We start from the raw sequence: 18,093 nt of genomic DNA, 5'->3' as shown, positions 1-18,093 counted from the left end.
GGCAGCAATACTTCTTCAGGGTTTTCAACGTGGCTAACTGGATACGTTTTTCCCGCGCCGATGGCGTGGAGAGCTTCGGCACGCTGTCGGAAGATGGCAGTCGCGTGATGCAATTCGAGTGTTCTCCCTTTGATCGCATAGAGCCAACGGGCAAGGAATTGGGCATTGACGAGGTCACGCTGCTGGCGCCTTGCCAGCCGGGCAAGATCGTCGCGCTCTGGAACAACTTCTACGCGCTATCTAAGAAGCTCGATAAAGCGCCGCCCAAACATCCGCTGTTCCTGATCAAGCCCGCACGGTCGGTGATCGGCACCCACGAGGCGATACGCCGGCCCGTGAGCTACGACGGCAAGATCGCGTACGAAGGCGAGCTAGGCATTGTGATCGGCCGGCGTTGCTCGTCGGTATCGGTGGAAGAAGCCGAGGCTGCGATCTTCGGCTACACGTGCGTCAACGACGTCACGGCCGGCGAACTCCTGCAGGAAGATCCGAACTTTCCGCAATGGTGCCGCGCGAAGGGATTCGATACATTCGGGTGCCTCGGACCAACGATCGCAACCGGATTCGACTGGCGTGCGGCGCGCGTGATCACGACGCTCGATGGCGTCGAGCGGCAGAACTATCCGCTTGACGACATGATCTTCACGCCCGCCGAACAGGTCAGCCTGATCTCGCACGACATGACGCTCGAACCTGGCGATGTCATCGCGTGCGGCACGTCGCTCGGCATCGGCTCGATCAAGGACGGCGCCGAGGTGTGTGTCTCGATCGAAGGTATCGGGACCCTGGTCAATCGCTTGCTCTGATGCGGAGACATCAATGCTCGACGGTGCGTTGTGTGCATTTGCAGTGATGGCGTCGATGCAGAGTCTGAAGGCGCCGGGCGCAGTCTCGCCCACGCGTCGGCAGGCACTACGCGATGCAACCGGCGTGGGCGCGGCGGTGATCGTGGCTTACGGCATGGCGACGGGCTTCGACTCGACGCTCGTCGCGTTGGCTATCGCAGCGTTTGCGATGCTGACGCCGCAGTCAGGCCGGACCACGCCCGCGTCGCTGCAAAGTGCGCTGGCGCTGGCCGCGCTTGCGTCGGCATCGGCAGATCGTGCGCTCGGCTTCGACCCGGGCGCTTCGCTTGAGTGGACCGCGGTCGGCGGCATCGTGGCGATTGCGTTGGCGTTCGTGCTGAGCCGCGTGCGCTTCGGGGTATCGAATGCAAAACTGACGAGCACGATGCATTTCGCCTGCGCCGCGTTGTGCACGGTGATTGCCTATACGGCAGGGTTCGAAGGCGGCGCGGTGGCGGTGGTGATCATCGGCGCAATGGTCGCGCTGATTGGCGCTTACCTGGCAATGGCAATGGCCGATCGCGCGTACTCGGTTTTTATCGCCGCGTTGAATGGGTATGCCGCGTGTTCGGTTGTCGCGGCCGGCGTCGGGCTGGCAAACGGCGCGCTCGTGGTGACTGGCGTAGCGCTCGTGTTGGGATGCGTGGCAACGTGTACGAGTGTCAGGCCTTCAGGGGCGCCCAGCGAGAAGTAGGGACGAGATAGCGTGCTTGGGCACGCTATCTGCGTAATGAGGCCGGTTTTAATCGACAAGGAATTCGAGCCGTGAGCGAAGGGCGCGAGCGCGCCGGTACGAGGCCAAGGCGCGTTACCATAGCAACACGCCGCCAGATGCTGTGGCCGCATCCGGTAACGTTCATGTCCTTCGAGTTCCTCTAAGCCGCCTTAGCCGATGATCGACGACACACGCAGCAGCGCGGCACACGCAGCATCTGTTCATATATCACGCTCTCGCCAGCACACGCTCGTTCTGGCTGCGGGTTTGTCATTCGGCAGCGCAATCGCGCTTGGCCTTACGCGTTTCTCCTACGCACTTTTGTTGCCGGCAATGAAGGCCGATCTCAGCTGGAGCTTCGCGCAAGCCGGCGCGATGAACACTGCCAATGCGCTTGGTTATCTGCTTGGCGCACTCGCATTTCCATTTGTATCGCGTCGATGGCCCGTGGGTCTGTGTTTCATCGCGGGATGTGTTTTGACGGCAGTGTTGATGATCACCGGTGGTCTGGTTTCCGATACCCACGCGTTGCTTGCGCAGCGTGTCGTTACAGGCATTACCAGCGCGTTGATCTTCGTTGGCGGCGGGGTGTTGGCGGCGCGCCTCGCATCGGCCCATCCACGCGATTCAGGCCTGGTGCTCGGACTCTATTACGGCGGTGCAGGCAGCGGGATAGTCGTCGCGGCGCTGCTGGTGCCCATGACCACGTTCAGCGGACCGCATGGCTGGCAATGGGCCTGGTTCGCTTTGGCCGCGGCGTGCGCGTTGGCGTCCATAGTTGCGATTGCTGCCGCTCGCAGGATAGAACACAGCGAACCTGCGCCGGCCGTTCCTGCGTCACACGGTGCTTCGCCGATACACCCAGGCCCTTTACCCTGGCGACATTTCGGTTTCATGCTGGCCGGTTACGCGCTGTTCGGCGTGGGTTATATCGGCTACATGACTTTCCTTATCGCGTTGCTTCGAGCAGCCGGCATGAGCGCGGCCGTGGTGACTGCGTTCTATGTGCTGCTCGGTCTGGCAACCATTGTCTCGGCCCGGCTCTGGTCGGGACTGCTCAACCGCATGAGCGGTGGACAGGCATTGGCGGTCTTCAACGCGGTCCTCGCGTTCGCGACCCTGATGCCCGCGTTGTTCACGCAACCGGCGGTGGCATTTATATCGGGTGCGTTGTTTGGCGCGACATTTTTATCAGCGGTGGCATCGACGACCGCGTTCGTCCGGCACAATCTTCCAGCCACGCAATGGACCCGTGGAATCGGTGTGTTTACGATCGTTTTCGCGGTGGGGCAGATTGTCGGGCCGATCGTAATCGGCTGGATCTCGGATGGTGCAGGCCTCGCTCGCGGGCTCGTGTATTCGTCGGTCCTGCTTGCCGCAGGTGCGGTTCTCGCGATGCTGCAGAAGCCATTGCGCATTTGACAGTGCTGCAACGGCTATCTATTGATGTGGACCTCGGGCGTAGAAGATACTTAGCATGGCTTAGTGGTTTGGCGCGCGTAAAAAAATCGCTCAGTGCCCTTAAGCGATAAGCGATCTTTAAATACCTACGCTACGCTAAGCGATCAATCCGCCGCGCAGTCGATCAAATCTTAGTGACCAAAGTAGATCGAATGCTGGTCGTTGCCCGCAGCCGGCGCAACGGTGGTCCGGATACCTGAAGCCGACGTGCCACTGGTCGACGGGCCATACGCTTGCGCGGCTACCCCGTTCGATGCATCAACGCGTTGCTGGGCGAGCGCGGCTGGACCATGCCGGTCCGGCCGGTTGCAATCGAAGCGGTCGATATCACCCAAGGCGGGGGTTACTGGGACACGCGAAAGTGCTCGACCAGGAAGTCGATGAACGCACGAATACGCGCGGGTTGATTGCGGCGGCTTGGATAGTAGACAAACAAGTCCGCTGGCGGCAGCAGGAAGTCTGGCAGCACGACTTTCAGCCGGCCGCTTTCCAGGTATTTCGCGAGGTCCCATTCTGAGCGGATCGAGATGCCGTGTCCATCGAGCGCCCAGCCGAGCACGATGTCGCCGTCATTACTCGAGAGGCCGCCGTGCACCTTGACCGACACCGTCTCGCCGTCGCGGGTGAAACGCCAGACGCCGTAGGCATCGTCGTTCTGCCGGTGAAGGATAGTACGGTGGCGCGCGAGATCCGCAAGCGCGCTCGGGTTGCCGTGCCGCTGGAGATACGCCGGCGATGCGCACAGGAAGCGCCGGTTCGACATGATGCGGCGCGCGTTGAGCCGCGTATCGGGTAACGCGCCGAAGCGGATGGCGAGATCGAAACCCTGCTCGACAATGTCCACCGGCCGGTCCGTCACATCCAGTTGAACCTCGACTTGCGGATAGCGCTGCACGAACGCTGAGACAAGCGGCGCGATCGTCGTGCGGCCGAAGCCGAGCGAGGCATTCACGCGCAAGATGCCGCGGGGCGCTTCGCGGCTACGCGATACGGCATCCTCCATCTCACTCACGGCGGCAAGAATACGCGTAGCGTGCCGCAGATACGTGTCGCCCTCGTCAGTGAGGCTCGCGCTGCGCGTGGTGCGGTTCACAAGCCTGACGCCCAGCCGCTGCTCCATGAGCGCAAGGCGCCGGGTGGCGGCCGGCGGCGTCAGATCAAGCGCACGCGCGGCCGCCGACAAGCTGCCGAGGCGCGCCAGCTGGACAAAAAACTCGAGATCGGAGGTTACGTCATTCTTCACTTTAACTGAATAATCATATGTGTACCGTTGAAGTGTAACGCGATTGGGTGCGCGTAAACTTCGTTATCTGCTTGTGCGTTCCTAAACGCATTTGCCGACACTCAGGAGACAGTCACATGAAAATCGTGGAAATCCGCGAGCAAACCATTCCGATCAGTTCCTCCATTCGGAATGCGTATATCGACTTCAGCAAGATGACGCTCAGTCTCGTTGCCGTCATCACCGACGTCATTCGTGACGGCAAGCCAGTAGTTGGCTACGGCTTCAATTCGAACGGACGGTACGGCCAGGGCAAGCTGATGCGCGAACGTTTTATTCCGCGCGTGCTGGAAGCCGAGCCGGATTCGTTGCTCGACACGTCGGCGGGGCGCAACAACCTCGATCCGCACAAGATCTGGGCCACGATGTTCACGAACGAAAAGCCAGGCGGTCATGGCGAGCGCTCGGTGGCAATCGGCACTATCGACATGGCGGTGTGGGACGCGGTCGCGAAGATCGAAGGCAAGCCGCTGTTCCAATTGCTGGCGGATCGCTATGGCAACGGCACGCCGGATCGCGATGTTTTCGTTTATGCGGCCGGGGGTTACTACTATCCCGGGCAGGACTTCGGCAAGCTGAAGGACGAGATGCGCAGCTACATTGACCGCGGTTATACGGTGGTCAAGAAGAAGATAGGTGGCGGTTCGCTCGACGACGACCTGCGCCGGATCGACGCGGTGCTGTCCGTGCTGCAGGACGGTCAAAAGCTTGCCGTCGATGCAAACGGCCGCTTCGACCTGGACACAGCCATCAAGTACGCGAAAGCCCTCTCGCAATACGACTTGTTCTGGTACGAAGAGCCGGGCGATCCGCTCGATTTCGAACTCCAGGCCACGCTGCGGAATTACTACGACAAGCCGATGGCGACCGGCGAGAATTTGTTCTCGATGCAGGATGCGCGTAATCTGATCCGCTATGGCGGCATGCGTGCGGACCGCGACTACCTGCAATTCGACTGCGCGCTGAGCTATGGGCTGGTCGAATATTTGCGTACGCTGGACATGTTGCATCAGCACGGCTGGTCGCGTTCACGCTGCATTCCGCACGGCGGCCACCAGATGTCATTGAACATTGCAGCGGGTCTCGGCCTGGGCGGCAACGAATCATATCCGGATCTGTTCCAGCCATTCGGCGGCTTTCCGGACGGCGTGAAAGTGCACAACGGTTATGTAACGTTGCCGGATCTTCCCGGCATTGGCTTTGAAGGCAAGAGCGATTTATATGTGCACATGCAGGCTTTATCGTCGTAAGGCTTTCCTTTCTTCGTCGTCGCGTGGCTTAGCTATTTGCTAACCGTTGGTATGGCGACGTCCGATGTGTTCATACGCTATTCGGCGCAGTCCCTATGCGCCGGCTGACAGGAGCATTGCAATGCAAAAAACTAGCGAGCTTACCGGCCGCGATTTCCTTCGCGATCCCCGTCTTAACAAAGGTTCCGCCTTTACCGAAGCCGAACGTCGCCAATACCATCTTGAAGGGCTGTTGCCGCCGGGCTGCAGTTCACTGGAATTGCAGGTTGCGCGTACGCACACGGAGCTGGCTGCTCTCGACAACGACCTGCAAAAATATCTCCTGCTGTCCGATCTCCAGGCCCGCAACGAGACCTTGTTCTACGCCACGATCATGTCCGATCCGGCGACGTTCATGCCGCTCGTGTACACGCCGACAGTCGGCGAGGCGTGCCAGAAATTCAACCATATCTTCCGTGCAACGCGGGGCATGTATGTGCCTATCTCGGCACGGGGAAGGGTGAAAGAACTGCTGCAAAACTGGCCGGAAAAAGATGTTCGCTTCATCGTGGTGACGGATGGCGAACGCATTCTCGGACTGGGCGACCTGGGTGTGGGCGGGATGGGCATTCCGATCGGCAAGCTCTCGCTCTACACGGCCTGCGCAGGCGTGCCGCCCCAATACTGCTTGCCGGTGACGCTGGACGTAGGCACCAATAACCGCGACCTGCTCGACGATCCTCTCTATCTGGGCTTGCGTCAGGAACGTGTACGGGGCGACGACTACCATGCGTTCGTGAACGAGTTCGTTGAAGCAGCGCTAGAGTTGCATCCGAAATGCTGTATCCAGTGGGAAGACTTCGCCAACTTCAATGCCGTGCCGCTGCTCGCGCGATACAAGGACAAGATCTGCACCTATAACGATGACATTCAGGGCACCGCCGCCGTCGCGCTGGCGGGCATCTTCGCTGCGCTTCACATCTCGAAGCAAAAGCTCGTCGACCAGCGTTTCCTGTTCCTGGGCGGCGGCTCTGCGGGGACCGGCATTGCCGAGCTGATCAGTCAGGCAATGGTGCTGGAAGGCTTAAGCATTGACGAAGCAAGGGCGCGCAGTGCGCTGTTCGACGTGAATGGGTTGATGGTGAAATCGCGCCAGGACCTGGCCGATTTCCAGAAGCCTTTCGCCGTGGATCATGCCGCCGTGAATACTTTTGCTGACGCGGTGAAGGCGCTGAAACCGACCGGCATCATTGGTGTCAGTACCGTGCCGAAGCTGTTCAACCAGCAGGTGATCGAGGCCATGGCGGAGATCAACGAGCGTCCGATCATCTTCCCGTACTCCAACCCGACCTCACGCTCCGAGTGCACGGCCGAGGAAGCGTACCGGTGGTCCTCCGGTCGCGCTATTTTCGCGAGTGGCAGCCCATTCCCGCCGGTGGAAATAGAAGGGCGCACGTTTGTGCCTGGACAAGGTAACAACGTCTATATTTTCCCCGCGCTGGGCATGGCCGTGTTCGCCACCCAGGCGACGCGGGTCACGGACGAAATGTTCATTGTTGCGGCGAAAGCAGTAGCCGAGCAGGTCTCCGAAACCAGTCTTGCAACCGGCCTGATCTATCCACCGCAGAGCAAGATTTTCGAGGCATCGCTTCATGTAGCCGTGCGCGTGGCAGAGTGCATTTTCGACAATGAGCTGGCACGCGTGCCAAGGCCCGACGACATCACCGCGCTGATCCGCGACTGCGCTTACAAGCCGGCGTACGCGCTTTAAATCAGGCGGGCGTCGATTTTCCTCAAGCCGGATCGGGACTGGCGCATTTCGAACGCTTTTGGTGGGTTAGGGCCGGGGTTGGCCCCACGCGGGTTTGCTCCGCGTTCATCGTGCGGATGCGTTAAGCGAGTGCGGCCCGGATGCGGTCGATAGCCGCAATCTCCGGCGCACTCCCGGCAAGCCGTTCGCGAGGGCACCACGGGTACGGCAGAGCGTCGGCCCATCGCAGGATTGGCTCGACCGTGTCTTGCGGTAGTGTCGTCATCTCTTCTATTGTGATTCGGAGTTGCCGGACCTGTCCCGACTCCGCCGCCAACCACTCGTACCGGCCGAAACCAGCGCGCGCGAGACCGGTGCTTTTTTCTGACATACAGACAAGCCAGTCGCAGCTGAACGCCGCTCCGGCCACGGGCGGATCGCCCATACAGAAGGTGTAGACGTTCTCATAACGCTGTGCAAACTCGCTCACCAGAACATTCGAAATAGCTTTCGCACCCGTGACCGTGGCCGGGAACGAGATTTCCGATGTATTCAGTTGCATCGTGAGTTCGGCGTCGTCGGTAAATGCACTCGTGATCAAAAACGGGCGATTGCCGTCCTTCGCCCGAATATAGGTCTCGATGGATTTTTGCAGGGTGATCATGGGCGGTTCGGTGACTATGCTGGCAGGGTGGGAACGGGTGCGGCCCCAAGTCTATCGCCGCCTGACCCGCGCAGGGCGGTATCCCTTTGCCTGTAGCGGGCATGCGAGCGGGGCTTTATCGAGGCGTTTCGCTGCCCGATAATTCTGGGTGGGAGTCGGTCATTACGTCATATTGGATGCCCGTGCTTGGGATAATTGCTTCCTCGAAAGCGAGTTTTCGCGTAGATTTGCGACCGCGAAACAATTGTTACCCAGTAAAAGTAAGAGGAAACCATTCATGACCATTGCCCGGCGAATCCGCGAAGTGTCCAAGTTGAGCGGCGATTTTCTGCTGCGTTCAGGCAAACGCAGCAACACCTACTTCGACAAATATCGCTTCGAGTCCGATCCCGTATTGCTTAAAGCGATTGCGGAAGCGATGGTGCCCCTGATCCCCCCAGGCACTGAAGTGTTGGGTGGTCTCGAGATGGGCGGTATTCCAATCGTGACCATGCTCAGCCAGGTGACCGGCCTGCCGGCTGCGTATATCCGCAAGGAAGCGAAAGAGTACGGCACCTGCCAGTATGCGGAAGGTGCGGAGCTGGCCGGACGCAAGCTCGTGCTGGTTGAGGACATTGTGTCGAGCGGCGGAGCGATTTCCGACGCCGTGGCGAAACTGCGTGCCGACGGCGTGCCGGTCTCGCTAACGCTGTGCGTGATCGACCGTGAAAGCGGGGGTAAGGAAATGCTCGCGGGAATCGGGATCGAACTGAAATCCCTTTATACCTTCTCGCAGATCGAAGCGGGCCATTGAACAGCACTTCAGCAGCACTTCCGATGAGCCTCAATTCCTGAGCGGCCGAGCATGCAGCTTCTCGATCACGTTTCTATCGGGGTTCCCGATCTTGACATCGCCCGGCATTTTTACGATGCGATCATGAGCACGCTCGGCGCAGCCAAGGTGTATGACTTGCCTCACGCGCTGGGATACGGGGAACGGTGCACGCCGCAAGATGCCGCGTCGACTTATCTCGCGGTGTACCTGGATCAGGGCGTAATAGGCGACAACAAGCGGCACTGGTGTTTCAAGGCCGCCTCCCGTGCGCAGGTCGACGCGTTCCACGCCGCCGGCCTTGCGGCCGGAGGGAGTTCGGGTGGCCCTCCGGGGCTACGATCCGACTACCATCCGGGTTATTACGCCGCGTTTCTCCATGATCCGGCGGGCAACCGCGTGGAAGCGGTGTGTCACCTCGTCGCTTGATCGCTGGTTTGCCCCTGACCGGCGGCATGGACACTTGGCCCCGAGATTTGAGTGCCCCGAGTCTGGTTTTCCGTACTCAGCACTTCCGTGGACTTTGAGATCAAGCCCGACGCACGCATTGCGCCGAAGCAAGAAAAACCATTAGCACTACCAAGGTAGTTTTGCGATGTGATAGTAGCCGAATCATGAGGAATGCATGCGAAAGTCTGGCGTCGCGGACGCCTTCGCCCAAAACCAACCGCAAGATCGTCAATGCGAATGCGTAGGATCTCAGGTCATCCCGATACTGATCCTGATACCCCAGCGCGCGCAATCAAAGGATGGGTCACCCTTAGGCTGCGAGCGGTAGAACGCGCAAGCGTTGTTGCTATTGAGTCTGGTCGGCGTCAGTCGAGGTCTGCTGATGCCGATGTCCGTGACCTCGTCCGGTTGCGGACGGAGCACTGGCTTGAACGGGAGGCGCAGGCGGGTGATTAATGTACTGGAAGTTCTGCGCAATTGCCGAGTTGGGGACGTCCTGGCTCGACTGTGCGTAAGTTGTAGAAACGAATAGCAGGCACGCGACGGCCTGCGCGAACAGGATACGGTTCATTAGTGACTCGTTTGTTCGTGAAGAAAAAAACGGCCCACCCAAGAGGGCGGGCCAAGCTGCAGTCACTTGCATCACTCACAACCGCGTCTTGGGAGAAGACGCATGTCGAGTGTATGCCGAGCATGCGTCTCGTGCGTTGCAAGACTGCTTACATGCGTTACACCGCATGACAAGCTGTCTTTTCAATAGAAGGAACAAACTTTGCGTATGCCTGCTACTACTGAATGCCGAAGCCGGAGATTCAGTGTAATCAATGAACGGCATATCACGCTGGGATAGATTACAAAATACCGACAGTGCAATTGTATTGACTGAAGGATTGACGAGAGTTGATCCACGTTCCAATTCGGGCCTTGATTCACGTCTTGATTTACCACTTGATTCACGTAAACCCCATCGTTATTCAGCACAAAAATTTGCGAAAAGTTGTTATCCATTTCGCTTTCGGGCCGTTAACAGGGAAGTAGGTGGACAACCATCGACCGGCGGGAAACCTCTTGGAACGCGTGATCGGCAACATCGTCAACCATGAATGCTCGGGTTGAGGTGTGTCGTTGAGCTCGTCCGCCGATGTCGGCGTCTGTACTACCTGTGCGTGAATGTCCCGCTATGTGAAGCCACTTCACTTTTTTGCCAGCCTCACACCTATGGAAAATACCATGAAGAAAATTGCCATCACCCTCGCTCTCTTGGCTACGACGTTCTGCGCTGCCGCCCCGGCCTTCGCCCAGCCGTATCATCACCATCGCGAGTGCCACAAAGTCAGGGTGCATCATCATTGGGAAAATCGCTGCCGTTGATTACGGAGCTTTTCGGCCGATCGATGTGCGGCACGGCATTGATCGCTGATTGAATCCGCGGCATCAATAGGAAGACCTCCAAGATCTCCCAGCGGATACAAGCATTTGCACCAGCATGGCATCAAGCAGTTTTTGAAAAAGCCGTTCGGCATTCTGCCGCAACGGCTTTTTCGCGTCTGGCGTTGCGCGGCGCGACGCGTAAGCTTGACAGCGTTGCATCGCAATGATTGCCTTGACACGTAAAGCGCGCCCTAGAAGAAAGATCATCGCGCGCTACCCGGGAGCGCTTAGAATAATTGCATGACGAATAGGTGCCAGGATGCCCACTAAGACCCGGAGCCAAGCAAAATAATCAAAAGGTGGGATGCACATCCAGGGCATTGACCGATTGCATGGGTGATTGCGGCTTTAGGGAAACCGCCCTCAAGCGGGAGGGTCGATCGACGAAGTGCAAAGAGGCGCGGGCCGGCTCGGGTCCGACAAGCGCCAGACAATAGCGCCTTAGCGTTGGAAGCCTTCGAATGTTAAAAAAACCGACTATTTTCTTTCGGCTCAGAGCGGCTTTAGCGCGCCATCCGAATGCAATAGGTCTTGGCAGCATCGCTTTCTCGCTCATCGTGCTTGGGTTCGCCCTGGCTGTTCTGGTGCAGGCGCGTCAGGACGCGACTGCTCGTGCTATCGAAAACGCGGACAATCTGGCCCGGGTCATTGAACATGACATCACCTACACCTCTGAACTCACGGACCTCTCCATTCAAGCGGCCGTGGACGGCGCACAAGACGCAGACGTCATGCGGCTGCCGGACCGCCTGAGGCGGGAACTTCTCTTCGACAGATCGGCTACCGCCAGCCAGTACATAGGCTCGTTGTTGTGCCTCGATTCAAGAGGCAAGATTATTGTGGATTCCACAAGCGCGGTTCCGCGCAGCGTGGATCTGGCTGATCGCACATGGTTCACCGTTCATCGCGACAATCCGAATCTTGGACTGTTCGTCAGCCGTCCACTGCAGTCGCGTCTGAATCCTGGCGAAGTCGATCTCATGTTCAGCCGACGGGTGAACCATCCTGATGGCTCGTTCGCCGGGGTGGTGGTAGCAGCCTTTCGGCTCGACTACTTCCAGAACTTGCTGTCGGGCGTCCAGCTCGGACCCGGTGGGAACATCACGCTCTTGCAGGACGACGGCCATGTGATCCTGCGTTATCCGAACGACGGAATCCCGGTCGACGAAAACTTCAGTGGACGAAAAAACTTCGAGCGCTTCAGGCAGATGCATGAGACGTCGTTCATCGGCACGTCTGGAACAGACGGGGAGGAACGGCTCTATAACTTTCGCAAGTTCGACAAGCTGAAGATGATCGTGATAATTGCGCCCGCGACCCGTTACGTCTTCGCGGACTGGACGAGCCGGGCGTGGTATATCGGCATTGTCACTGCGCTGCTAATTGTCGGCCTGTTGTTTGCCGCGCAGCTTCTCTCCGTGGAATTCCGGCACAGGCTGCTAGTAGAGGAACAGTTGCGCGACATGACGCGTATAGACGGGCTGACAGGGTTGAGTAACCGCCGCAGTCTGGACGATCGTCTCATGCTCGAATGGCAGCGTTCCAAACGTTCGGGAAAACCATTGGCGCTTTTGTTCGTGGATATCGACCGGTTTAAAAACTACAACGACACGTACGGTCATCAGGCCGGTGACGACGCGTTAACCGCCGTCGCTCAGGCGATCGCGCGTAACAGCCAGCGGCCGGGCGATATTGCTGCGCGCTTCGGGGGCGAGGAGTTTGTTGTGGTGCTGCCCGAGACGGGCGGTGCGGAGGCGGCTGTGGTTGCAGCCGCTATTCACGCGGCTGTGCGAGGACTGGCTATTGAACATAACGGTAGCGAACATGGGGTCATCACGGTGAGCATCGGCGTGGCGTGTACAGAGACCGAAGAGGTGGCCGACGCGCTCGCGCTGATCAAAGCGGCAGACCAGGCCGTGTATCGGGCAAAGGCTTCTGGCAGAAACCAAACCAGCATGGCCGAGCCATTTGGCGGAGCGGCCGTCACGATCTAGGTCGGATTGCAATGCCCTCGGCTTCACCCACGGCGACCCACGGCCGGATCACTACACGGATGCGCCCTGGCGTTTCGTTCAGCGAGTTCTGATTGAAGAGGCCAGGGCGGTGATGGTGTCTATGTTTTGCTACCGGCAACCTACTTTCAAACGCGCGCTCTCATGCGGCGCCGGCCGCCGGACTTTTCTCACGCATCGACGTGACATGTTGCCTGGCCGCTTCGTTGCCGTGGGATAACGCGCGCACGGCAAGGGAAAACGCTAACTGGGTGTCGTGAGCGACAGCGCTGCGGTCATCGTCGAAGAGCTTGGCTGCGTGGCGCAGATGCTGCGCCGCTTGCCCATGGAGTTCCGCGGCGGCTGCGTGATGCTGCGCTGCGGTCGTGTTTTCGGCCGAGCCTGTTGGCGGAGGCAGTACAGTCGACGCACCCGCGTTGTGTTTGACGACGCTGTTGGCTTCATCTATGGCGTGAAGCGCGTGACCATGTGCCATGATCGCCTGATGGGCAGCATGGTCGTGGTCCTTGCCCGCTTCGAAATGGTGCGACGCCTCGCGGTGAAATCGCGCGGCCTGCTCGTGATGCGACGCTGCGGCTTCGAGATGTCCCTTTTTGCTTTGTTTTGTGTTCATGGTTACTCCTCCTGTACGACTTGTCCGACTTCGACGTTTGACCCGCTGCATGAGCCGCGTAAATGAGCCACCTAAATGAGCCACCTAAATGAGCCACCTAAATGAGCCACGCAACCGGCCGGAACCTATCCAATGAATTTACGCCTCTTCGGTTCCCGGAGGTTTTTTTTCGGCGAGCCGGCGCGGTCTGGTTGCGGCTTACCCCTAAGCCGGTCTGCAGCGAAGCACGCGGGCCATCATCGGACAGTTGTCAGGACAGCGCATCCAGCAAGCCGTACCACGCCACCCCCGCGCTGATATAAATGCGCTGCAACGCATGAAAGGGGATCGGCTTGATCGACGTCGGCGGGAGAGGCAACCCCTTTGCCGCGCCGCTCATGAACGCGGCGAGGTGTTTGCCCAAGGTTGTCGCCATCGCGATGCCGCGCCCGTTGTAACCCAGCGCTATGGTCAAGCCCTCGGCAGGCGTGTGCACATGCGGCAGGAAGTCACGCGTAATGGCGATGCGTCCCGCCCATCGGTATTCATATTCAATGCCTTCGAGCTGCGGATACATCAACCGCGATGCGCGTTCAAGATGCGCCCAATCGGCGGCAGTACGCGGATCGCGGAAGGGACCGCGGCCGCCCATCAGCAAGCGGCCTGCGGCGTCCTTGCGGAAATACAGCAGGAGCCGCCGCGAGTCCGACGCGACTTCGCGTCCAGGCAGCACGGTTGCGGAAATATCGTCGGGTAAAGGCCGGGTTGCGACAATGAAACTGTTCGCCGCGATCACCGATTGCGCGAGGCCGGGCCAAAGTGCATCGGTATAACCATTGGTTGCGAGCAGCACCTGTTTCGCATCGATGACCACACCGCCCGCACATCGCACGCGCCATGCGTCGGAACGCCGTTCGAGCGCGACGGCACGGGTTGCGCTGTGAATAGATACACCCGCTGCCTTCGCCGCGCGCGCCAGTCCACGCGCATAACTCAGGGGCTGTACGCTGCCGGCGCGTTTGTCGATCCAGCCCCCCACGAAAGTTTCCGTGCCGAGACGCTTCGCAACCTGTGCGCGGTCGAGTAGTTCGACCGGCGCACCGCGAGCTTCCCACTGCCGCGCACGGGCGTGCAGCGTGCCGAGCAGCTTGTCCGAATGCGTAGGTTGGATCCAGCCATTGCGGGTGGCATCGCATTGGATCTGGTGACGTTCGATCAGGTCGAAGACCGTGTCCGCGGCGCTGCCCGCGATCTGCGCGAGCGCTTCGCCTTCGCGTGAACCATACCGGCGGATGAGTTCGTCGGGATCGTATTTCAGCCCGGGGATCACCTGTCCGCCGTTGCGGCCGGACGCACCCCAGCCCGGTTCATTCGCATCGATCACGCAGACTTTCAAGCCGTGCCTGGCAAGATGCAATGCGCTCGACAGACCCGTATAACCCGCACCGACTATAAGAATATCGGTTCGGACGGACGTGTCGAGCGGAGGAGTATCGACGGCCGGTTCCGCAGTCGCGGCCCAGAGAGAGGGCGGCAAGGGTCGTGCAACTTCAACAATGCTCATGTTGGATAGTCAGGTTGAAGGCGCGTCGGAGGAGGTGAGCACCCGGCGCAGGAAATCGCGTGTGCGAGGATGTTGCGGACGTTCGAGCAGATCGGCTGCGGCACCTTCTTCGCAGATCGTTCCGTCGTAGAGAAAGCACACCCTGTCCGCCACTTCGCGCGCAAAACTCATTTCGTGCGTGACCACAATCATGGTCATGCCGTCATACGCGAGTTGGCGCATGACGCTCAGGACCTCACCGACCAGTTCCGGATCGAGCGCGGAGGTAGGTTCGTCGAACAGGATGGCCTTGGGCTCCATGGCGAGCGCCCGGGCAATCGCCACGCGTTGCTGCTGACCACCCGACAATTCCGACGGGTAGGCATCCATACGATGTGCGAGCCCGACCTTGTCGAGCAGATGGCGCGCTTTTTCGCGGGCTTGCACACGGGCTTCTTTTTTGACGAACACCGGACCTTCGAATACATTTTCCAGCGCAGTACGGTGTGGAAACAGGTTGAAGCGCTGGAACACCATGCCCACCTGCATGCGCAGTTCGTGAATGTGATGGGAGCGCGCGTCGACTGCGCGGCCATCCACGGTAATGGTGCCGGCGTCATGTTTTTCCAGGCCGTTGATGCATCGCAAGAGCGTTGACTTGCCCGACCCCGACGGACCGATCAGGCAGACCACCTGACCCGCTTCAACGTTGAGGCTGACGCCCTTCAGCACTTCCTGGTCGTGGAAGCGTTTATGAATCGAGTCGACCTTGATCATCGTTTCCCCTTGAGGCCGAGACGGCGTTCCAGACGACGCAAGCCATAAACGAGCGGCAGGCTCAGCCCGAGATACAGCAGCGCAACCAGCGTGAATACGGTCATGTTCTGGAACGTCGACGACGCGATCAACTGTCCGGCACGCGTCATTTCAGCGACCGTAATGGTGGACGCGAGCGACGAGTCCTTCAGCATCATCACGAGCGTGTTGCCATAGGGCGGCAAGGCGATCTTGAACGCCTGCGGCAACACCACGCGCCGCATGATCAGCGCACCGCGCATGCCGATGGATTGCGCCGCTTCTATCTGCCCGTGATCGATCGCCTGGATACCCGCGCGAAAATTTTCGGCCTGATACACGGAGTAAGCGATACCCAGCCCGATAAAACCCGCTTGAAACGCGCTCAGGCGCACGCCGAGATCGGGCAGCACGAAGTAGATATAAAAAAGCTGGACGATGATCGGCAGGCCGCGGATCACGTTGATAAACGTGGCTGCGGCGCGTGAAGCGAGCTTGTTCGACGACACGCGCATCAGCGCCAGCAGGAGGCCGAGCAGCGTGCTCAGGATGAACGAGCAGAAGGTGATCTCGATCGTGACGACCGCGCCTTTCAGCAGGATCGGCAGGAACTCGATGGCGTTCTGGAAGAACATGGCTTCTATCCTCTCTATGCTGAGGACGTCGTTATTCCACCTGCCACTTCTTGATGATCTGCATCAGCGTGCCGTCGGTCTTGATCTTCCTGATGCCCGCGTTCAACTGGTCGAGCGTGGCGGTGTCGCCCTTGCGTACCACGAAGCACAACTGGCCTTTCACTTCCGGCTGATACTCCGCGACTAGCCGCAACTGCGGATTCGGGTTGTGCTGAAGCTGGTAAGCGATGATCGGATGGTCACCGAAGCCCGCCTTGATACGTCCGAGCGCAACGTCGCGCATGATGTCGGCGACTGAATCGTAGGTGCGCACTTCCTTGAAGATGCCTTTCTTGTTCAGTGCATCGACAAACGCCGTGCCTACCTGGGCACCCACCACTTCGCCTTTAAGCGAGTCCATGGTCGGGTATTTACCGGTGTCGTCGGCGCGCACGATGAGGCCTTCGCCATACGAATACACCGTGTCCGAGAAGTCGACGACCTGCTGGCGCGCCGGCGTCTTCAGCATGGCGGCCGAAATGATGTCGATCTTCTTCGTCGTCAGCGACGGAATTAATGAGGAGAACGTGGTTTGTTCGATGCTGACGTCAAAGCCCGATGCCTTGCCGGTCGCCGTGATGGCGTCGACCAGCAAGCCCTGGATCGAGTTGGTCTTGACGTCGAGGAAGGTGAACGGAATGCCCGTGGCTGTCGCCCCGACCGTATAAGTGGGCGTGGCGGCGACCGACACGGCGGGTGCACCCGTGAGCAGCAATCCCGTTGCAAAGACACAGGCGAAGCGTTTGACGAACTGGAACATGAGGCTCTCCACTAATTGGGAAGGGTCGACAAGAAAAATCATTAATTGAGGTTTTAGATATCTTATTCGAGACAAAAAAATCGTCAATCGAAATATGCGTATCGATATTCGATATGGTAGTGTTGCAGTGTGGGCCCGAGCCCCGATCCAAACAATTGGGTAAATCCATGAACCGAAACAAGCTGGACCTTCCTGCGGACGTGCCTGCCGTAGCCGACGACGCGCCGGATACGTTGTTCAATCAGTCGTTGGAAAAGGGCATTGCGGTGTTGCGAGCGTTCAGCGCGCAGCGGCGGACCATGACGCTGCCGGAGGTGGCGGAGGCCACGTCAATCACCAAGAGTTCGGCGCAGCGGATGATCTACACGCTGGAAAAGCTGGGGTATGTGAAGAAGCATCCGCGCACGAAGCGTTACCAGCTTGCGGTGAAGGCGATGCAGATTGGCTTTAACTATCTGGCGGCGGATACGTTGATTGATGTCGCGAATCCGTTCCTGTCGGAGCTGACGAATGTGACCGGGGAGACGACCAACCTGACGGAGCCGGATGGCGTTGAGATGGTGTACGTGGGGCGGTTCGTGTGTACGAAGTTCTTGCCGATCCACATGCCTATTGGCAGTCGCATTCCGATGTATTGCACGGCATCGGGGAGGGCGTATCTGGCGGCGTTGCCGGAGGATGAGTCACGCGTGCTGCTGGAGGGAAGCGCGCGAGTGGCACATACGCAGTACACGGTGACCGACTTGGGCGAGATCGGCGCGCGGCTGGCGCAGGGAAGGCTCAGCGGCTATGCGTCCAATCGGGAGGAGTTGTTTATCGGCGATATGACGATTGCAGCGGCCGTGCTTGACGGGGAGCGGCGGCCGGTGGGAGCAGTGCATGTTGTTGCGCCCATTAGTCGCTGGACGCTCGCCGAAGCGGAGCAGCGCCTGGCACCGGCTGTGATTGATTGCGCGCGCGGAATCAGCAATTCAATCCGTACTCTCGGATAGGTTTTTCGTTCGCACTCCTCCCACTGAGCCCGTTGTCCGGGTGCGAACGAAACCGGCGAAAACAACGCAAGCGCAACGAAAGCTCGC

Annotated in this window: 19 protein-coding genes; 10 read left to right on the top strand and 9 right to left on the bottom strand. The window is 59.3% G+C overall.

The window, feature by feature from the left end:
• The first annotated feature begins 29 nt into the window (after nt 1-29).
• From SBC1_RS31405 to SBC1_RS31395, 3 genes are all read left to right on the top strand, one after another.
• A complete protein-coding gene (locus SBC1_RS31405; RefSeq protein ID WP_165104237.1) occupies nt 30-806 on the top strand; it encodes a fumarylacetoacetate hydrolase family protein in 777 nt (258 codons plus the stop codon).
• A gap of 13 nt (nt 807-819) precedes the next feature.
• Nucleotides 820-1,539 (top strand): hypothetical protein, encoded by a 720-nt coding sequence (locus SBC1_RS31400; RefSeq protein ID WP_165104236.1) that lies wholly within the window; start codon nt 820-822, stop codon nt 1,537-1,539.
• Between the two features lie 198 nt (nt 1,540-1,737).
• Nucleotides 1,738-2,982, top strand: coding sequence for a YbfB/YjiJ family MFS transporter (locus SBC1_RS31395; RefSeq protein ID WP_165104235.1), 1,245 nt, complete (start codon nt 1,738-1,740; stop codon nt 2,980-2,982).
• Nucleotides 2,983-3,152: 170 nt separating this feature from the next.
• On the opposite strand, the gene SBC1_RS31390 is transcribed toward SBC1_RS31395, so the two are convergent.
• A complete protein-coding gene (locus tag SBC1_RS31390; protein WP_165104234.1) occupies nt 3,153-3,356 on the bottom strand; it encodes a hypothetical protein in 204 nt (67 codons plus the stop codon).
• An 8-nt stretch (nt 3,357-3,364) separates the two neighbouring features.
• A complete protein-coding gene (locus SBC1_RS31385) occupies nt 3,365-4,264 on the bottom strand; it encodes a LysR substrate-binding domain-containing protein (protein ID WP_165104233.1) in 900 nt (299 codons plus the stop codon).
• A 116-nt stretch (nt 4,265-4,380) separates the two neighbouring features.
• Between SBC1_RS31385 and SBC1_RS31380 the strand changes: the two genes are divergently transcribed.
• Together SBC1_RS31380 and SBC1_RS31375 are read left to right on the top strand one after the other, a co-directional pair.
• Entirely contained in the window at nt 4,381-5,553 is a 1,173-nt protein-coding gene (locus tag SBC1_RS31380; protein ID WP_165104232.1) for a mandelate racemase/muconate lactonizing enzyme family protein, read from the top strand.
• A gap of 121 nt (nt 5,554-5,674) precedes the next feature.
• Nucleotides 5,675-7,303 carry an NAD-dependent malic enzyme gene (locus SBC1_RS31375; protein ID WP_165989114.1) on the top strand — a complete coding sequence of 543 codons (1,629 nt, stop codon included), beginning with the start codon at nt 5,675-5,677 and terminating at the stop codon, nt 7,301-7,303.
• 121 nt (nt 7,304-7,424) lie between these two features.
• Here the strand turns inward: SBC1_RS31375 and SBC1_RS31370 are convergent, their stop codons facing one another.
• Complete coding sequence (locus SBC1_RS31370) at nt 7,425-7,946, bottom strand: hypothetical protein (RefSeq protein WP_165104230.1); 522 nt, start codon at nt 7,944-7,946, stop codon at nt 7,425-7,427.
• A gap of 277 nt (nt 7,947-8,223) precedes the next feature.
• On the opposite strand from SBC1_RS31370, the gene pyrE reads away from it, so the two are divergent.
• Complete coding sequence (gene pyrE, locus SBC1_RS31365; RefSeq protein ID WP_165104229.1) at nt 8,224-8,739, top strand: orotate phosphoribosyltransferase; 516 nt, start codon at nt 8,224-8,226, stop codon at nt 8,737-8,739.
• Between the two features lie 51 nt (nt 8,740-8,790).
• Nucleotides 8,791-9,186, top strand: a complete 396-nt coding sequence (locus tag SBC1_RS31360) for a VOC family protein (RefSeq protein WP_165104228.1) — start codon at nt 8,791-8,793, stop codon at nt 9,184-9,186.
• 367 nt (nt 9,187-9,553) lie between these two features.
• Here SBC1_RS31360 and SBC1_RS31355 read toward each other — a convergent pair whose 3' ends face one another.
• The gene (locus SBC1_RS31355) at nt 9,554-9,778 is read right to left on the bottom strand and encodes a hypothetical protein (RefSeq protein ID WP_165104227.1); all 225 of its coding nucleotides are present in this window, start codon (nt 9,776-9,778) and stop codon (nt 9,554-9,556) included.
• A 659-nt stretch (nt 9,779-10,437) separates the two neighbouring features.
• On the opposite strand from SBC1_RS31355, the gene SBC1_RS31350 reads away from it, so the two are divergent.
• Together SBC1_RS31350 and SBC1_RS31345 are read left to right on the top strand one after the other, a co-directional pair.
• The gene (locus SBC1_RS31350; RefSeq protein WP_165104225.1) at nt 10,438-10,578 is read left to right on the top strand and encodes a hypothetical protein; all 141 of its coding nucleotides are present in this window, start codon (nt 10,438-10,440) and stop codon (nt 10,576-10,578) included.
• A gap of 521 nt (nt 10,579-11,099) precedes the next feature.
• Nucleotides 11,100-12,632, top strand: a complete 1,533-nt coding sequence (locus SBC1_RS31345; protein WP_165104222.1) for a GGDEF domain-containing protein — start codon at nt 11,100-11,102, stop codon at nt 12,630-12,632.
• A gap of 160 nt (nt 12,633-12,792) precedes the next feature.
• On the opposite strand, the gene SBC1_RS31340 is transcribed toward SBC1_RS31345, so the two are convergent.
• The 5 genes from SBC1_RS31340 to SBC1_RS31320 form a co-directional block, all read right to left on the bottom strand.
• Nucleotides 12,793-13,263 (bottom strand): hypothetical protein, encoded by a 471-nt coding sequence (locus SBC1_RS31340; RefSeq protein WP_165104220.1) that lies wholly within the window; start codon nt 13,261-13,263, stop codon nt 12,793-12,795.
• A 250-nt stretch (nt 13,264-13,513) separates the two neighbouring features.
• Nucleotides 13,514-14,806, bottom strand: a complete 1,293-nt coding sequence (locus SBC1_RS31335) for an FAD-binding oxidoreductase (RefSeq protein ID WP_165104218.1) — start codon at nt 14,804-14,806, stop codon at nt 13,514-13,516.
• A gap of 9 nt (nt 14,807-14,815) precedes the next feature.
• Nucleotides 14,816-15,562, bottom strand: coding sequence for an amino acid ABC transporter ATP-binding protein (locus tag SBC1_RS31330; protein ID WP_165104216.1), 747 nt, complete (start codon nt 15,560-15,562; stop codon nt 14,816-14,818).
• Entirely contained in the window at nt 15,559-16,215 is a 657-nt protein-coding gene (locus SBC1_RS31325) for an amino acid ABC transporter permease (protein ID WP_165104213.1), read from the bottom strand. Before SBC1_RS31325 ends, SBC1_RS31330 begins: the two co-directional genes overlap by 4 nt.
• A 31-nt stretch (nt 16,216-16,246) precedes the next feature.
• Nucleotides 16,247-17,014, bottom strand: a complete 768-nt coding sequence (locus SBC1_RS31320) for an ABC transporter substrate-binding protein (RefSeq protein ID WP_165104211.1) — start codon at nt 17,012-17,014, stop codon at nt 16,247-16,249.
• 167 nt (nt 17,015-17,181) lie between these two features.
• On the opposite strand from SBC1_RS31320, the gene SBC1_RS31315 reads away from it, so the two are divergent.
• Nucleotides 17,182-18,006, top strand: coding sequence for an IclR family transcriptional regulator (locus SBC1_RS31315; RefSeq protein ID WP_165104208.1), 825 nt, complete (start codon nt 17,182-17,184; stop codon nt 18,004-18,006).
• The last annotated feature ends 87 nt before the right edge of the window (nt 18,007-18,093 follow it).

It is taken from the genome of Caballeronia sp. SBC1, assembly GCF_011493005.1.
In the GTDB taxonomy this organism is placed as follows: domain Bacteria; phylum Pseudomonadota; class Gammaproteobacteria; order Burkholderiales; family Burkholderiaceae; genus Caballeronia.
Note: the sequence above shows the minus strand (reverse complement) of the source record. Positions and strands in the feature narration are given on the sequence as shown.

Bases quoted from the DNA above. Each gene is read 5' to 3' on its own strand.
- SBC1_RS31345 (WP_165104222.1), top strand. From the start codon at position 11,100: ATGTTAAAAAAACCGACTATTTTCTTTCGGCTCAGAGCGGCTTTAGCG.
- SBC1_RS31350 (WP_165104225.1), top strand. From the start codon at position 10,438: ATGAAGAAAATTGCCATCACCCTCGCTCTCTTGGCTACGACGTTCTGC.
- pyrE (WP_165104229.1), top strand. From the start codon at position 8,224: ATGACCATTGCCCGGCGAATCCGCGAAGTGTCCAAGTTGAGCGGCGAT.
- SBC1_RS31355 (WP_165104227.1), bottom strand. From the start codon at position 9,778: ATGAACCGTATCCTGTTCGCGCAGGCCGTCGCGTGCCTGCTATTCGTT.
- SBC1_RS31325 (WP_165104213.1), bottom strand. From the start codon at position 16,215: ATGTTCTTCCAGAACGCCATCGAGTTCCTGCCGATCCTGCTGAAAGGC.
- SBC1_RS31370 (WP_165104230.1), bottom strand. From the start codon at position 7,946: ATGATCACCCTGCAAAAATCCATCGAGACCTATATTCGGGCGAAGGAC.
- SBC1_RS31380 (WP_165104232.1), top strand. From the start codon at position 4,381: ATGAAAATCGTGGAAATCCGCGAGCAAACCATTCCGATCAGTTCCTCC.
- SBC1_RS31330 (WP_165104216.1), bottom strand. From the start codon at position 15,562: ATGATCAAGGTCGACTCGATTCATAAACGCTTCCACGACCAGGAAGTG.
- SBC1_RS31340 (WP_165104220.1), bottom strand. From the start codon at position 13,263: ATGAACACAAAACAAAGCAAAAAGGGACATCTCGAAGCCGCAGCGTCG.
- SBC1_RS31395 (WP_165104235.1), top strand. From the start codon at position 1,738: ATGATCGACGACACACGCAGCAGCGCGGCACACGCAGCATCTGTTCAT.
- SBC1_RS31335 (WP_165104218.1), bottom strand. From the start codon at position 14,806: ATGAGCATTGTTGAAGTTGCACGACCCTTGCCGCCCTCTCTCTGGGCC.
- SBC1_RS31400 (WP_165104236.1), top strand. From the start codon at position 820: ATGCTCGACGGTGCGTTGTGTGCATTTGCAGTGATGGCGTCGATGCAG.
- SBC1_RS31315 (WP_165104208.1), top strand. From the start codon at position 17,182: ATGAACCGAAACAAGCTGGACCTTCCTGCGGACGTGCCTGCCGTAGCC.
- SBC1_RS31320 (WP_165104211.1), bottom strand. From the start codon at position 17,014: ATGTTCCAGTTCGTCAAACGCTTCGCCTGTGTCTTTGCAACGGGATTG.
- SBC1_RS31375 (WP_165989114.1), top strand. From the start codon at position 5,675: ATGCAAAAAACTAGCGAGCTTACCGGCCGCGATTTCCTTCGCGATCCC.
- SBC1_RS31360 (WP_165104228.1), top strand. From the start codon at position 8,791: ATGCAGCTTCTCGATCACGTTTCTATCGGGGTTCCCGATCTTGACATC.